Source organism: Mycolicibacterium houstonense (assembly GCF_900078665.2).
GTDB classification, from domain to species: domain Bacteria; phylum Actinomycetota; class Actinomycetes; order Mycobacteriales; family Mycobacteriaceae; genus Mycobacterium; species Mycobacterium houstonense.
The window spans coordinates 4427181-4442107 of sequence record NZ_LT546207.1; the positions used below are offsets into that span (position 1 = coordinate 4427181).

Consider the following 14927-nt stretch of genomic DNA (forward strand, 5'->3'; position numbering starts at 1 on the left):
GTTGTAATGCGTAGCGGACTACTCGAACCTTCACCCACGCGTGGCTGAGATGTGCCTGATCGTGACCGCCCGGCACCGTGGTGATCAGCTGCTCCCGCCCGTAGCATCGAATCGTCATGCGGATAGCCATCAGTGGAGCAGGAGTCGCCGGGGCGGCGCTCGCCCACTGGTTGCACCGCACCGGGCATGAGCCCACACTGATCGAGCGGGCGCCCGCATTCCGCACCGGCGGCTACATGATCGACTTCTGGGGCATCGGCTACCGGGTGGCCCGGCAGATGGGCATCGAGCCCGCGGTCCGGGACGCCGGTTACGACGTGCAATGCGTGCGCTCGGTCGGATCCGATGGCTCCACCATTGCCGAGCTCGGCGTCGAGGTGTTCCGACGGATGATCGGCAACGACTTCACCAGCCTGCCCCGCGGCGACCTGGCCGCCGCGATCTACCGCACCATCGAGAACGCCGTGCCGACCGCGTTCGACGACAGCATCACCGGCATCGACCAATACCCCGACCGCGTGCGGCTGAGCTTCGAGAACGCCCCGGCCGACGATTTCGACCTCGTCATCGGCGCCGACGGCCTGCACTCCAACGTGCGCCGACTGGTGTTCGGACCCGAAGAGCGCTTCGAGCACTACCTGGGCTGCAAGGTGGCCGCCTGCATGGTCGACGGCTACCGCGGCGGCGGCGATCCCGACGCGTACGTCACCTACAACACGCCGGGCCGGCAGATCGGGCGGTTCACGCTGCGCGGCGGCCGCACCATGTTCCTGTTCGTGTTCCGCGACGAGCACGACAACCACGGTCTGACGCCAAAACAGCAGTTGCACAACCAGTTCGACGATGCCGGTTGGGAATGCCGCGACATCCTGGCCGCGGTGGACGACGTCGACGACCTGTTCTTCGACGTGGTCAGCCAGATCCGGATGGACACCTGGTCACGCGAGCGGGTGCTGCTGATCGGCGACGCCGCCGGCTGCATCTCGTTGCTCGGCGGCGAAGGTACCGGCCTGGCGATCACCGAGGCCTACGCCCTGGCCGGCGAACTCGCCCGCGCGGGCGGGGACCACCAGCTCGCCTTCAAACGGTACAAGTCGCTGCTCCGGCCGTTCATCGCCAACAAGCAGGCCGGCGCCGAACGGATGCTCGGCTTCTTCGCCACCAGAACCCGGTTCGGCTTGTGGTTCCGCAATCTGGCCATGCACGCGATGAACATGGGACGCCCGGTGGCCGGACTGTTCGCCGGCAGCGTGCGCGACGACATCGACCTGCCCGATTACGGGATCGGCTGAGCGGCAACCACGCGCGACGCGTACGGCACCTCATGCATTGCCCGCACGCAGATCCGAGCGCCGCGGTTCGGCACCAACGTGACGTGCTTGACGCGTTGCGTCTCATCGGCCGCGGTCGTGGTGAAAAGGTCCACCCGGCGCAGGATTTCGCGCAGCACCACCCGCATCTCCACCATCGCGAACGTCGCCCCGAGGCAACGCCGGTTGCCCCCGCCGAACGGGAACCACGTGGTGGGGCCGTGCGTCACGCCGAGCATCCGGTCCGGGTCGAACCGGTCGGCCGCCGGATACACGTCGTCGCGGTCGTGCACCAGACCGATGCCCGGCGCCACCATCACCCCGGCCGGGAGCCGGTAGCCGGCCACCTCCACGGACTGCGTCAGCACCCGCCCGACATCGAACACCACCGGCCGGATCCGCAGGGTTTCCCTGGCCACCGCGTCCAGGTACTCGTCGTCCCCGGCGCGTGCCGCGTGCACCGCCTTGTCCAGCACCGCGGGGTGACGGGTCAGCCGTTCCAGCGCCCAGGACAGGCCGGTCGCGGTGGTCTCATGCCCGGCGGCGAGCAGCGTCATCAGCTGATCCCGTAGCTGCCGGTCGGTCATGGTGCGCCCGTCCTCATCGGCGGCGCGCACCAGCATGGCCAGCACATCGGTGCGGGTGGCCAGCTCGGGGTCGGCCCGCCGGTCGGCGATCTCGGCGTAGAGCAGCCGGTCGGCCTCCTCGATGTTGCGCTGCAACGCCTGCCACGGCCGTCGGCGCCGCAGCCCTGGGCTCGCGACCGCCAGCGTCTCCCACGGGCCCACACTGAGCAGCCGGGGCATCACCGCCCGCAGGGCAGCCAGCCGCGCGGGATCCGACGCCCCGATCACCGTCCGAAGGATCACCTCCAGGGTGATCTCAGCCATCTTGGGTGCCACCGGGAACGGGGTGCCCACCGGCCAGCCCGCGACATTCTCCGCGGCGATCTCGGTCATCACCTCGACTTGGCGCGCCACCGCATCGCGGTGAAACGCCGGCAGCATCTGCCTGCGTCGTTCGCGGTGTTCGTCCTCGTCGATCACCAACACCGAGCTGCTGCCGAGCAGGCTGCTCAACACCGAATTCGCTTCCCCGGCATGGAAGACCCTCGGGTCCCCGGCGAACACCACCTTGATGTCGGCCGGGTCGGCCAGGTACACCATGGTGCCCATGGCCGCGATCCGCAGGGTGAACACGTCGCCGTAACGGCGCCGGCAGGCCGACACGAACCGGGGCCAGTACCGCAGCATCAGGGCGGCCTGCACCGTCCGGGGCAGCGCGGGCCCGGGCGGCAGCGACGTGGCACTGCTCATACCCCACCCTACGAGCCGCGGGGCCGCCGCCGTCAACCATCGATCGCCGGAAAAGGCCCGAACGCTGGCTGCGTCCGGGCCTTCTCCGCCCCCTGGCTACTTGGCGTGGTTGTTCTGGTGATGGTGGTGCGTCGACGATCCGGGGACCGGCACGTTGTGCTGGTTGGGGAACACCTGATGCGTGCTGGCCGACGGGCCGGTGCTGGCGACGGATGTGTCGGCGTGAGCAGTGGCGACACCAACGGCGACCAGGGCGGGGGCGGCCAGGGCGAGGGCGAAACCGGCGGTGCGGGCGATGACGGTCATGTCGACTCCTTTGTCGGGTAAGGCTTTTCGTTCTTCATTTCCGGTGTTCCGGCGTTGAGATAACAATGCGCCCATCCGGAGCGGACCTGTATCGGCCGACCGGCCCCTCCACCGGACCAATCCGCTGTCCCCCGATCGGGGGAACGGGCGCCGAATTACCGACTGGCAGGCAGGCCCAACGCGCTTAGGATCGGCAGACAGATCCGAGGGGGAACCCGATGAGCATCGACCCGAGAACAGCCACCGTCGCGCTGTGCGCGGCCGTGCTCACCGCCTGCACCCCGACTCCGCCGCCCGATTCGGGCGGGCCACAGGTCGACGTGCTGGGCAGCATGCTCGCCAGCGAGTCCGAGATCAACGCGCTGATGAACGCCAAGGTGCGGCCGAAGACCGCCCTGCGCGCCCCGATGACCAACGCCAACTATGAGCCCGTGTCGCGCCCCGAGTGCATGGTCGTGATCGGCAACGCCATGGAGTGGGTGTACGGCGACAGCGGCTACCGGGAGTTCCGCGAAACACAGCTCGCCGATGATGCCGACGACGTGGAGATCGACCAGGCCGTCGCCAGGTTCGACAGCCCGCAGGCCGCAATGGCGCTGGTGACGCGCACCGTGGACATCTGGCGCCGCTGCGGCAACGACACCCTGACCTTCAGCTACGACGGTGGCGAGACGCAGGACGTCCGCCGGATGGCCACGCCGACCGTGCTGGACGGTGTCGACGTGACACACGACGAGCCGGTGGACGTCAACGACCGCATCACCCACCGCGCAATCCTGGCCGTCGACAGCTACGTGATCGACCTGCGGATTAGCGGATACGACATCGACGACCGCCAGACCGTGCAGCTGGCCAAGGTCATCGCCGGCCGCAACGCGCTATGACGCCTCGATAATGCACTGTGCTGCAATCGATTACGCCCGACGTTGACACGGCCACGATAACGGCGTGTACTGGGGTGTACAGGGCGCGTCACCTGCTGATCGACAGCTTCTCCCTGTTCGACTCATCCGGCACAGGGACCTCAGAAGTAATGTTCCCCTTTGGGATCCCGGTCATGCGGGTGACGCCGCTCGGAATATCGATCGCCAGCCCGTGTCGGGCACTGACAGCCGGAAAACCGTGCGCAGGCTCTGCAGGTACTGGCCGGCCAGCGGTCCGGTGGTGTAGGGCAGCTCGTACTTCTCGCACACCGCACGTACCCGCACGCTGACCTCGGCCAGTCGATTGCTGGGCAGATCCGGGAACAGGTGGTGCTCGATCTGGTAGCACAGGTTACCGCTCGAAAAGGCCAGCACCGGACCGGCTTTGAAGTTCGCCGCACCCAGCATCTGCCGCAGGTACCACTCAGCGCGACTCTCCTCTCGCAGCGTTTCCGGTCCGAACCGCTCCGCGCCGTCAGGGAAATGACCGCAGAAGATCACCATGTGCGCCCACAGATTACGCAATACGTTGGCACCCAGATTCGCAACCAGGGTCCGTTTCCAGCGCCGCAGGCTCAGCGCCGGAATGGCGACGTAGTCCTTGATGAGCTGCCGACGGATCTTGCCCTTCAACTCCCGCCGAGCGGCGGCTCTGCCCTCGCCGGTGGTCGCCCGGTCCCGGGCGGAGTAAAAATCGTGTAAGGCGATTCCCCATTCGAAGATTAGGGCCAGCAACATATTTCGCAGCGGCTGCACCAGATGCTGACGTTCCCACTGCTGGTCTCGGCTCATCCTCAAGATGCCGAAGCCGAGATCGTCGTCGACCCCCACCACGTTGCTGAACACGTGATGGTGGTAGTTGTGCGAATAGCGCCATTGCCTCGACGGGCCCACCATGTCCCACTCCCAGGTGCTGGAGTGGATCTCGGGATCGTTCATCCAATCCCACTGGCCATGGCCGACGTTGTGCCCGATCTCCATGTTCTCAACCGATTTCGCGTACGCCAGCACCACCACCCCGGCCAGCAGACCCGTCTTCGAACGGCTACCGGCGATCAGCAACCGTGCGGCCACCTCGAGAGCCCGCTGAAACACGATGGTGCGCCGGATGTAGGAGGCGTCCCGCGCGCCGCGCGATTCCTCGATGTCGCTGCGGATGGCGTCGAGTTCCGCGCCGATCGCGTCGATGTCGGCGCGGCTCAACTTCGCGTATGCGGCGATGTCTCTGATAGTCAGTGTTCCCGGTCCGTCTGTGTGCGGCGGCATGGTCCGGGCCACCTGGGTGAATATTGTCAGCCTATGCCCTGATACCGCTCCCTGCCACACCGCCGTCAGGGCACGAAACATCCGCATGATCGAGCCATCTCGCTACGCCCGCAGGGCCCCGAGCAACTCCGGCAAGGGCACGGTGGCGACGCGGATCGCGGCGTCGCCGACTCCGAACGGCAACACCAAGTTGTCGGCGTGCAGGAACGCGCCGCAGGAGTACACGACGTTGGGAACGTAACCATCGCGTTCGTCGTCGGCCTGGCCGAGCAGCGGCTCGGTGAGCCTTCCGAGAATCCTGGTCGGATCGTCCAGGTCGAGCAGGACCGCTCCGATCCGGTAGGTGCGCATCGGCCCCACGCCGTGTGTGAGCACGAGCCATCCGTCATCGGTCTCGACGGGCGGCCCGCAGTTGCCCAGCTGAAGCGCCTCCCAGGGCCGCGTCGGCTGCTGGCACGGCACCGAGTTCGCCCAGATCGCCGGGTGGTCCGAGTACGCGATGGTGTTCGATTCCCGGTCGGATCTCGACATGGCCACGTACCGCCCGCGGATCCGACGCGGAAACAGGGCAAGTCCTTTGTTGGCGGCGGCCCGACCGACCATCGGCGCAGACGTGAACGACTGGAAATCCGTGGTAGCCAGAAGCTGCTGGCTGATGCGCGAGCCGCTGTACGCCGTATAAGTGGCATAGAACGTCACCGAACCGTCGTCGTCGACGAATCGGACGAACCGCGCGTCTTCGATACCGCCGGCTTCGGCACTGCTCACGGGCCACAGCACACGCTCGGAGAGCACGGTGTCATCCGAGAATTCGACCCCGTACGCGCGGTCCGCGATCGACCGGATCAACGCCATCGTCGCCGGCGCGTGCCGACGGGTGCTGCGATGCCGCTGCAATTGCTCGAGCCGCTCGTCGAGGTCAGTGCGACTGAACCGATCGTCGAGCGCATCGAGCACATAGTCAGAAGCCTCGCGCCCGTCGTGCAGCCAGGCCAGTTCGGTGCGGAACACCTCAGCGTCGAGGAGGGTTGCCACGGTGGCACCGGTGGTGGCGAACCGCGACGGGTCGTCGACCACGACGTGACCCGCATCGTCGACCGAGCCGGTGCGAAAGCCGATCGACGACCGGTGTCCCTCTCCGATCCCCCGCACACTCATCACGAACCGCACACTGCCTGCGGGGGTTCCCGATTGATCCGGGTGGACGACGATGCTCGGGTTGCACAGCGCCGCACCCTCGATTGCGTATTCGTTGGTGAACACCGCGCCGAGCAACAACATTCGCGCCTCGGACAGCTCCGTGCCCGGAGCCAGCCGGTCGGCCAGCTCATCGGCGTGGCGCCGGAAGGTACCGACGAGGTTCCGGTGCCGGTTGCCGTGCCGACGAAGCACATCGTCCAATGCCGTCCGTACATCGGCCTCGTCGAATTCCAGGATGCGTGCCAGAACCTTGCCCGCCCGCGACTCCTGAAGTTCGAAGCCCTCCTGGCCCGGCACGAACAGCCGGGTGATCACCCGCGAACGGTCAGCGCGCAACCATTGCGGGCTGCGGATGGGGGTTACCGGCCGGATCGACGTCATGGGGTGGCATGGGAAAAGCGTTGTGCCTGCTGAAAAGTCGAGAGCACCGCCAGCGTGGACTCGGCGCCCTGGTTCCGGTTCACCCCGTCCGCGTGCAAGCCGTCGAATCCGCCACCGGTCTCGGGATCCCACATGAGCTCGCCGATGTCATTGGCGCCCTGGAACCAGGCCGCAGCGACCCGCACGGTTTCGGGCCAGATAGCACTCGGATCGACAGCGGTCGCCCGGGCGCAGGCGTCGGCGAGTGTGGCGACCTCGATCGGCTGCTGGTCGAATCCCGGCCGCGGATCACCGGCACCCCAACCCCCGGCAGGCGTGACCGACAGATGACCGTCGGCCGTCTCTCGATCGACCAGCCAGGCCAGCAGGTCCAAGCCCCGCCCACACAGCGCCACGTCATCAACGGCAGCACCTGCGGCGATCATGGCTTCGGCAAGAACCGCGTTGGCGTACCTCAGTCTCGGTTCTGGCCACGGCCAGGCCGGGTCACCGGTGGGCGCGGGGACACCGGCGATGTAATCGGTGATGAGTGCGAGGGCCGCGCCGTGTCCGGGGTCAGCGGCGAGTAGCTCAGCAGCTCCCAGCACGGCGAACGCCATCGCCCGAGGCCATACCGACCTCCGCCGTGCGGCACGCTCGAACTGAACGCCGGCCATTGCGCGGACCATGTCGACATCACTGTGTGCGGCTGCGGTACCCAGGCCCCACAGGCAACGTCCCCAGGAGTCCTCCAGCGCCGGTTCGTCGATCCACGCACCGGTGCTGTCCATGCGGTTCCGGCAAGCGCCGTCGAGGGTCTGCGCCTCGTTCAGAAACCGCATCGCGACACCCGCCAGGCGGTTCAGATCCCTGTCGACACCGGGCGCACGGGCCGTCACCACGAGCACCCGAGCCATATCATCTGTGCAGTAACCGTTTTCGGTCCTCGGCTTGGCGAGGAGGGCATGTTCGAAGGTGCCGCTGCCGTCCGTCATCCGCAGCAGGTGGTCGAACCGCGGCATGGGCAACCCAGTCACCGGCGTTCCGTTCGGTCGGTCAGAATCTTCCGCGCTGCTGACTGGTACGCATTGGCGATGACCGACCACGCCATCGCGGGCGCCAACCGGCGAGCCTCGGCTGCCATCGCGCCGGCCAGTCGTGGTTGGGTGAGCACACTGCGCAAGGCCTGGGTGAGCGCCTCGGGATCATCGTGTCCGACCACGATGCCCGCCCCGCTACCGAGTAGCTCAACGGCATGAGGAAACGCGGTGGCGACGACGGGCCGCCCATTGGCAACCGCGTCGACCAACACTCCGGAAGTGACCTGCTCGGTCGAGTCGTAGGGCAACACCACCACGGCGGCTGCCCGGAGCAGAGCACTCAGCGACGCCGCACCGATGTAGCCGGAGTCGAAGTGCACCGCGTCAGCCAGACCCTTCGATCGAGCCTTCTCGATGCAGGAGTCGCGGTAGTCCTCACCGTCCGCGGCGAGCACCTTTGGGTGGGTCCGGCCGGCTACCAGGTACCGCGGGCGGCCATTGAGCTGGTGTAAGTCGGCCATTGAGTCGATGACCCGCTCGATCCCCTTCCCCGGGCCGAGCAGACCCCAAGTCAACAAGGTGGGTCTGCCGGCGCGCTTGGTGGGAGCGTGAGGCGGCACGACGGCACCGTGCGGGATCGTGGTGACTTTGCTCGGGTCGACATGAAAACCGCGGCACAGTCGCCGGCGGGCCGACTCGGACATTACGACTACCTGGTCTGCCAGCGCCGCGACCATCTCCAGTGCTGAACGCTGGTGCGGTGTCGGGCTTTCGGGAACCGTGTGTACGACCACGATCGACGGGATATCGAGGTCGCCGATGATGTCGACGATCTCGTCGCCGTCGACGCCTCCGTAGATGCCATACTCGTGCTGGATCACGGCAATGTCGTTTCGGCTGAGCAGATCCGAGCACGCCGCGACCGACGCGGCCGACCCGTTGACCAGCTCTCCGACCACCATCCCGTCGCGAGCCGGCGAACCATCAGCGACCCTGACGACATTCACGTCCGCACCGGTCCCGGACAAGCCGTGCGCGAGTGCGGCAGTGAACGTCGCCAACCCGCATGGCGTCGGCGGATACGTGCTGAGCAGCCCGACGCTGATCGAACCGGGATAGGCGCGTACCCCGGGCGGGGTCGCGGGCAACTGCAGCACGGAAGGCGCGCTCACGACGAACCCGGCATACCGACGGCGCGGGAAACTGCCACGAAAGTCGGCCCGTCGATCGAACCTTTCGAACTCGCAATATCTTTCGGTTGGGATGAGCCCATGTCCGCATGGTTGCCGATGACCCTCGGCTCGGTAATGTGCGTAATTGTCGACCTCGCTTCGGTTCGCGGCCGACATCTCGGACTGCTCCGAGCACGTCAAGACCGACCGGTGTGGACTGAACCGAATTTCGCTGTACCGCAGGAAAACTTCTTGCTTTCCGCTAGCGCATGGATCGATTGTGCCTGATGACGGGATCCGGGCCAGAGCCTCAGTCAACGCCCCGCCACAGACGTTGTCAAACGCGCGGACCGGTGGAGTCGCCTCGTTGCCGCATCAACGACGGTGCGCGTAGGGTCGGCAGGACCGGGACCGATACAGGCCCCCAAATCAAAGGGGCCTACATGGCCGACAAATCGCCGCGACAGAGCATGTCCAAGAAGTCCGGCAAATCCCTGAAAGAAAAACGCGCGGCAAAGCGCGCCAAACACGCCGGTACGTCTTCCACCGACGACGTCCTGCATCCCAAGAAGCGCTAGACCCTAGCTCGGCCCGACCTCGGTGGCGCTGATGCCGCCGAGGTGACCGCGTGCGCTCATGACGGCCACACCTTATGATCAGCAAACACGGTCAAGGGGGTCTCATGTACGTGCGGCGGGGGGTCACAGCCGCCATCGCGGTTATCGCGCTGGCGAGTCCTGTCCTCAGCGGGTGCGACGCCGAGCAAACCAAAGACGACGACAGCACGCAGGTCGACGTGCTGGGCAGCATGCTGGCCAGCGAATCCGAACTCAACACCATCCTGGGCACCACCGGCCTGCGACCCAAGACCGCGCTGCGCCAGCCCGCCGCGCTGGACGCCGACGAGCATGCGTCGCGTCCGATCTGCCTGGCCGTCATCGGCAACGCCATGGACGAGATGTACCGCGACAGCGGATTCCGGCAGTTCCGCGAATCACTGTTCGCCGACGAGGGCGACGCGCTCGAGGTCGATCAGGCCGTCACCACCTTCGATAGCCCCACGGGGGCACGGACTCTCGTCGCCCGCACGGTCGACGCCTGGCGGCAGTGCGCCGGCGACACGCTCACCCTCACCTACGACGGCGATCGCGCACCCAGCTCGTACCTGCTCGGCAGCCCCAGCGTCGTCGACGATATCGACGTCACCCACGACCAGGCGCCCGATACACCGCAGCAAGGCAGCCGCCGCGCCATCCTGGCCGTCGAGAGCATGGTCGTCGACGTGCGGATCACCGGAACCAACCTCACCGACGCGCAGGTGGTGGAGGTCGCCGAGGCCATCGCCGGGCGCAACGCCGTCTGAGACGTCGAAAACCCTTACCGGAACGCCCCATTGATCACCGGCTCGGTGATCATGCCCATCTCCACGCCCCACATCGTGGCGATGGTGCGGTACTGCCCGGACTCCATCACGTGCACCAGCGCCAACCGCAACGACTCGGCCAGCCCCGATCCCTTGGCCACCGGCCAGCCGTAGGGCGCGGAGTCGAACACCTCACCGGCCGGCTCCAACGCACCACCGCTGAGTTTGATGGCGAACCCGGCGACCGGCGAATCGGCGGTCATGGCGTCGATCTCACCGGCGATCAGCGCGGCCGTCACCTCGTCCTGATGGGTGCGCACCACCTCTTCGATGGGCGGCAGCCCGGCCGCCACGCAGGCGTCGGACTTGGCCGGGATCTCCTCGGTCTCCTGAATCGTGCTGTACGCCACGCCAACTCGCAGCCCACAGGGCGAGCCCGGGTCGGCCGCCGTGCCGGCCCGTCGCGCNGGTGTGGCGAAAGCTGCGGCTGCGCTCCAACGAGACCGCTCCACTGCAGACCTCGATGCGCCGGGCCGTCGAGCACCGGGCCCTGATGGCCATCGCAATCGGTGACCTGGGCCTGGCAAGCACGTCGACCATGTCGGTGGCCGCCCTCGACCGTGGCTGGACGCTCTACGCGCACAACCGCAAACGCGGCGTCGCCCTGGACCAGTGCACCGACGAGATCACCGTCGGCCGGGTCTGGAATGCCTTGCGCACCCTGCACGATCACCAGATCTCCCACGGCGACCTGCGCAGCAAGGAGATCACCGTCGACGACGGCGCCGTGCTGTTCGGCGGATTCGGCAGCGCCGAGTACGGGGCCACCGACGCGCAGTTGCAGTCCGACATCGCCCAGCTGCTGGTCACCACCACCGCGCTGTACGACGCCGAATCGGCGGTCAGCGCGGCGATCGAGGCGTTCGGCCGCGACGCGGTACTCACCGCGTCGCGCCGGTTGACCAAGTCGGCGGTGCCGGCCCGGGTGCGCGCCGAGGTACNCGGCGGCGGGGACACCATGTGCCCGGCGATCTGTTGTTCGAGGCTGTCGGCCGGATAGGGCCGGACACCGGTGAGGCACTCGTAGAGCACACACGCCAACGCGTATACGTCCGACCGCGGATCGACCTTGCCGCCGTCGAACCGTTCCGGCGCCATGTAGGCCAGCGTGCCCAGGGTGCTGCCCGCCGTCGTCATCCCCGACTCACCCGCGGTACGGGCCAGCCCGAAATCGATCAGGTACACGAAGTCGTTGCCGGCGATCAGGATGTTCGACGGCTTGACGTCGCGGTGGATCAGCCCGGCTTGATGCGCGCCGTCCAGGGCCTCGGCCACCTGCTCGATCATGTTGACCACGAACGTGGGGTCCAACGGCTTACCGGTCTTGGTGAGCATGGCGCCCAGATTGCGCCCCTCGATCAGCCGCATGTCCAGATACAGCCGTCCGTCGATCTCGCCGTAGCCGTGGATCGGCACCACATGCGGATTGCTGATTCCGGCCGCGGCATGCGATTCCCGGCGGAACCGTTCCTGGAACGTGGCGTCCTCGGCCAGATGGGGCGGCAACACCTTGAGCGCGACGATGCGGTCGGTGTCGGCATCGTAGGCCTGGTAAACCTCGCCCATCCCGCCCCGGCCGATCAGCTTCTGCAGCTGATAGTGCCCGAATGGTGTCCCGTCCACCGGCATGCCGAGAAGTTACATCACGTTTGTCACGGCCGTTGGTCCAGATCACACCGCACTGGCAAAAATTGTCGCCCGCGGTGACATATGTGAACGATGTGAATTCGTAACGCTCCAGATCAGCACCAAATGCCGATATCGCCATCCGATCCGGCTACCTTGGTCGCGGGCTTGATAGCGGGTCTTGACACCGGGGTGGAAGGGGGAACATGCGCGTTGACGGACGGGACATCACCGTCACCGGCAGCCTGCTGCAACCACCGACCCGACGCACCAACGACATCCTGCGGCTGACGCTGGCCGCGATCTTCCTCGCCACGGTCATCACCAGCTCGCTGATCACCCGCTACGAGTGGGTCGCGCTGGAGCGCTCCATCTCCGAGATCGTCGGCGTGCTGACCCCCACCCAGTCCAACCTGGTGTACCTGGCCTACGGCGTCGCCATCCTGGCCCTGCCGTTCGTGATCCTGGTCAGTCTGGTCCTGGGCCGGCAATGGAAACTGTTGGGCGCCTACGCCGCCGCGGCCCTGATCACCATGCTGTCGCTGTCGATCACCGCCAACGGCATCGCCGCCCCCAAATGGCATTTCGATCTCTCCGACCGACTCAGCTCCCAGCTGTCGCAATTCCTCGACGACCCGCGCTGGATCGGCATGCTCGCGGCGGTGCTGACGGTGTCCGGGCCGTGGCTGTCCCGGCGGCTGCGGCGCTGGTGGTGGACGCTGCTGCTGGCCTTCGTGCCCATCCACCTGGTGGTCAGCGCCGTGGCGCCGGCCCGCTCGCCGCTCGGTCTGGCNACGAGATGATCTAGGCCTACGGTGTGCGGTCGCCCGCCGCCACAGCAACCTCGGACCGCGCCCCTTTCCAGGCATACGCACAAACGAGTGCACGCCGCCGCGGCCCGACAGTGCGATGATGATTTGCCATGGACAGCGCCGATTCCACCGAGCTGATCCGCCACGCCGAGGCTGCGCTCGCCGGCGTGGGCAAACTTCGCGCCGACATCGCCGATCGCATTCATGCGTCCACCGACGAGGTGGTGACGCAGACCCTGCAGTCGACTCCACTGACGAACGTCCGTCCGTACCTGGCCCGTGGCGCCCGCCTCGGCGGGCTGGCCAACTCCGAGTACCGCACGGTCGCCGATGTCCACACCGTCCCGGCGCGGCTGCTGACCCAGGTGCCCGGCATCGATATCGACGCCGCACGGGCCGTGCAAGCCGCGGCACAGGCGATGGCCGACCACATCCGTACGACGACGCGCCCCCGGCTGCGCCCCCAGCAGGACACCGAACTGCTGACCTCACTGCTGACGCTGGTCCACACCGAGACACCGGTCAAACAGCTGCGGCGGCTGATGCCGCGGCTGCGCGGCCAGTCCCCCTCCGACCAGGTGCTCGAGACGGTGGGCACCCTGCTCGGCCGGATCGAGGACGGCCGGCACGCCGACACAGACCCGTGGGCGGCCTACCGTGCCGACCCACGCCCCGTCGACCAGCTCTTGCATGAATTCGCCTCGGGAACAACCGATGTCGATGCCGCCCAGGGATTCGTCGGGGCCGAGGTGGCGGCCGAGGTCGAGCAGGCCGTGCTGAACCGCTCACTGCTGCGCACCGAATTACGCGGCTATCAGGAATTCGGCGCCCGCTACGCGCTGGCCCGCGAGCGCGTCCTGGTGTGCGACGACCTCGGGTTGGGCAAGACCGTGCAGGCGCTGGCGGTGGCCGCGCACCTGGCGACCGCCGAACAGCAGCGTCACTTCCTGGTGATCTGCCAGGCCAACACCGGAATCCATTGGGCCGCTGAGACAGCCAAGCACACCACGCTACGGGCGATCGAGATCCGGGGCAGCCGGCGCGACGCGCGCCTGGAGGAGTGGAAGACCTCCGGCGGGGTGGCCATCGTCTCCTACGAGACTCTGGGGCGCATCAAGCTGCCAGAGCGGCCCGGCCTGGTGGTCGTCGACGAGGCGCACCTGCTGCGCGACCCGAAATCCGACCGGTCCCGCGCCGTGCGCAACGTGCTGACCTCCGACAACCGGGTGCTGTTCCTCTCGGGCGTGCCGATGCACCAACGGCTCGGCGGCTTCCGGCATCTCGCCGACTTCCTGCAGCCCGACGTCGCGGGCAAGGTGGCACCGAACGCTGGCGAGCGCGGTTCGATCGCCTTCCGCCGCGCCGTCGACCCGGTCTATCTGCGGCGCGACTACCGCGACGTCGTCGACGAGCTGCCGGTACGGATCGCCACCGAGGAATGGGTACGGCCCAGCCGCACCGACCGCGACCGCTACCGCCAGGCCGTCTCCAGCGGCAATTTCAGCGCCATCCGGCAGGCCGCCTGGCCGTCCGGGCTGCCGACTCCGGGCGCCAAGCTGGACCGGCTCATCGAACTCACCAGCGAGGCCCACATCAACGGCGCCAAGGTGGTGGTGTTCTCACACTTCCCGGCGGTACTCGACGTCATTCGTAAAGCCTTGCCGGGCAACGTCTTCGGCACCATCGACGCATCGGTACCCGATCAGCAGGCCGTCGTCGACGCCTTCGCCGGCGATCGCGGCCCGGCCACTCTGCTGGCTCACATCGGCGCGGGTGCGCTGAATCTGCACCGGCTGAATGCGCCCGTGGTGTTCATCATCACCGAACCGCAATGGGAGCCGCGCACCGAGCGGCAGGTGGTCGGACGCACCCAGCGGCGCAGTGAACTGCACACGGTGCGGGTCTATCGACTACTGGCCAGGGGCACCGTCGACGAGCCGATCCGTCGCCTGGCCCATGAGCGCGACCAGGCGCCACCGCATCAGGACGAGGTGGTGCGAGCCGAGCAGGCCCGGCTGGACCGGGCCGGGCTCAGCGCGAAGTTCAGTGGAAGCGGTTGATGATCGGGATGCGTTCGATGATCCGGTCCCGCAGTCGCGGCTGCGGATAGGTCACCGGCGGCGGCACATACGGAGGCGGCGCGGACACCGGCGGGGCCGGCGGCACGTAGGCC

The 14927-nt window shown here is 67.4% G+C and carries 12 protein-coding genes and 4 pseudogenes; 7 read left to right on the plus strand and 9 right to left on the minus strand.

Translation table 11 applies throughout. The annotated features are described in order from the left end of the window. Window positions 1-116 precede the first annotated feature (116 nt). Window positions 117-1292, plus strand: a complete 1176-nt coding sequence (locus BN4332_RS22195) for an FAD-binding domain (RefSeq protein ID WP_066901664.1) — start codon at window positions 117-119, stop codon at window positions 1290-1292. Here BN4332_RS22195 and BN4332_RS22200 read toward each other — a convergent pair. Together BN4332_RS22200 and BN4332_RS22205 are read right to left on the minus strand one after the other, a co-directional pair. Continuing rightward, entirely contained in the window at window positions 1277-2626 is a 1350-nt protein-coding gene (locus BN4332_RS22200) for a cytochrome P450 (RefSeq protein ID WP_066901666.1), read from the minus strand. The genes BN4332_RS22195 and BN4332_RS22200 overlap by 16 nt on opposite strands. 96 nt (window positions 2627-2722) lie before the next feature. Further along, a complete protein-coding gene (locus BN4332_RS22205) occupies window positions 2723-2932 on the minus strand; it encodes a hypothetical protein (protein WP_066901668.1) in 210 nt (69 codons plus the stop codon). A 218-nt stretch (window positions 2933-3150) separates the two neighbouring features. On the opposite strand from BN4332_RS22205, the gene BN4332_RS22210 reads away from it, so the two are divergent. Next, entirely contained in the window at window positions 3151-3816 is a 666-nt protein-coding gene (locus tag BN4332_RS22210; protein WP_066901670.1) for a sensor domain-containing protein, read from the plus strand. 171 nt (window positions 3817-3987) lie between these two features. Here the strand turns inward: BN4332_RS22210 and BN4332_RS22215 are convergent, their stop codons facing one another. The 4 genes from BN4332_RS22215 to BN4332_RS22230 all read right to left on the minus strand — a co-directional run bounded on the left by BN4332_RS22215 (window position 3988) and on the right by BN4332_RS22230 (window position 8893). After that, window positions 3988-5091: a fatty acid desaturase family protein gene (locus BN4332_RS22215; protein WP_066901692.1), complete on the minus strand. Its 1104-nt coding sequence runs from the start codon at window positions 5089-5091 to the stop codon at window positions 3988-3990. 132 nt (window positions 5092-5223) lie between these two features. Continuing rightward, on the minus strand, window positions 5224-6702 hold the full coding sequence (locus BN4332_RS22220) for a glycoside hydrolase family 130 protein (RefSeq protein WP_066901672.1): 1479 nt from the start codon (window positions 6700-6702) through the stop codon (window positions 5224-5226). Further along, a complete protein-coding gene (locus BN4332_RS22225; protein WP_066901674.1) occupies window positions 6699-7718 on the minus strand; it encodes a glycosyltransferase in 1020 nt (339 codons plus the stop codon). Before BN4332_RS22225 ends, BN4332_RS22220 begins: the two co-directional genes overlap by 4 nt. Further along, window positions 7715-8893: a glycosyltransferase gene (locus BN4332_RS22230; protein ID WP_435405173.1), complete on the minus strand. Its 1179-nt coding sequence runs from the start codon at window positions 8891-8893 to the stop codon at window positions 7715-7717. The genes BN4332_RS22225 and BN4332_RS22230 overlap by 4 nt, the downstream gene beginning before the upstream one ends. A gap of 443 nt (window positions 8894-9336) precedes the next feature. On the opposite strand from BN4332_RS22230, the gene BN4332_RS34930 reads away from it, so the two are divergent. Together BN4332_RS34930 and BN4332_RS22240 are read left to right on the plus strand one after the other, a co-directional pair. Next, window positions 9337-9471 carry a hypothetical protein gene (locus tag BN4332_RS34930; protein WP_096866964.1) on the plus strand — a complete coding sequence of 45 codons (135 nt, stop codon included), beginning with the start codon at window positions 9337-9339 and terminating at the stop codon, window positions 9469-9471. A gap of 104 nt (window positions 9472-9575) precedes the next feature. Continuing rightward, entirely contained in the window at window positions 9576-10256 is a 681-nt protein-coding gene (locus BN4332_RS22240; protein WP_066901678.1) for a sensor domain-containing protein, read from the plus strand. A 14-nt stretch (window positions 10257-10270) separates the two neighbouring features. Here the strand turns inward: BN4332_RS22240 and BN4332_RS22245 are convergent. Continuing rightward, window positions 10271-10723: pseudogene (locus tag BN4332_RS22245) on the minus strand (type 2 periplasmic-binding domain-containing protein); the annotation flags it as partial. A 2-nt stretch (window positions 10724-10725) separates the two neighbouring features. Here BN4332_RS22245 and BN4332_RS34560 point away from each other — a divergent pair. Beyond that, window positions 10726-11256 (plus strand): annotated as a pseudogene (locus BN4332_RS34560) (BUD32 family EKC/KEOPS complex subunit); the annotation flags it as partial. Here the strand turns inward: BN4332_RS34560 and BN4332_RS22255 are convergent. Beyond that, window positions 11250-11939: pseudogene (locus BN4332_RS22255) on the minus strand (serine/threonine-protein kinase); the annotation flags it as partial. The pseudogenes BN4332_RS34560 and BN4332_RS22255 overlap by 7 nt on opposite strands. Before the next feature lie 209 nt (window positions 11940-12148). Here BN4332_RS22255 and BN4332_RS35595 point away from each other — a divergent pair. Continuing rightward, window positions 12149-12733, plus strand: a pseudogene (locus BN4332_RS35595) (TIGR00374 family protein); the annotation flags it as partial. Between the two features lie 131 nt (window positions 12734-12864). Then, window positions 12865-14814, plus strand: a complete 1950-nt coding sequence (locus BN4332_RS22265) for a DEAD/DEAH box helicase (protein WP_066901684.1) — start codon at window positions 12865-12867, stop codon at window positions 14812-14814. Here BN4332_RS22265 and BN4332_RS35600 read toward each other — a convergent pair. Continuing rightward, window positions 14798-14927: DUF7157 domain-containing protein (locus tag BN4332_RS35600; protein ID WP_435405203.1), on the minus strand; the 130-nt coding region annotated here is incomplete at its 5' end. The genes BN4332_RS22265 and BN4332_RS35600 overlap by 17 nt on opposite strands.

Bases quoted from the DNA above. Each gene is read 5' to 3' on its own strand.
- BN4332_RS22195 (WP_066901664.1), top strand. From the start codon at position 117: ATGCGGATAGCCATCAGTGGAGCAGGAGTCGCCGGGGCGGCGCTCGCC.
- BN4332_RS22240 (WP_066901678.1), top strand. From the start codon at position 9,576: ATGTACGTGCGGCGGGGGGTCACAGCCGCCATCGCGGTTATCGCGCTG.
- BN4332_RS22220 (WP_066901672.1), bottom strand. From the start codon at position 6,702: ATGACGTCGATCCGGCCGGTAACCCCCATCCGCAGCCCGCAATGGTTG.
- BN4332_RS34930 (WP_096866964.1), top strand. From the start codon at position 9,337: ATGGCCGACAAATCGCCGCGACAGAGCATGTCCAAGAAGTCCGGCAAA.
- BN4332_RS22205 (WP_066901668.1), bottom strand. From the start codon at position 2,932: ATGACCGTCATCGCCCGCACCGCCGGTTTCGCCCTCGCCCTGGCCGCC.
- BN4332_RS22265 (WP_066901684.1), top strand. From the start codon at position 12,865: ATGGACAGCGCCGATTCCACCGAGCTGATCCGCCACGCCGAGGCTGCG.
- BN4332_RS22200 (WP_066901666.1), bottom strand. From the start codon at position 2,626: ATGAGCAGTGCCACGTCGCTGCCGCCCGGGCCCGCGCTGCCCCGGACG.
- BN4332_RS22210 (WP_066901670.1), top strand. From the start codon at position 3,151: ATGAGCATCGACCCGAGAACAGCCACCGTCGCGCTGTGCGCGGCCGTG.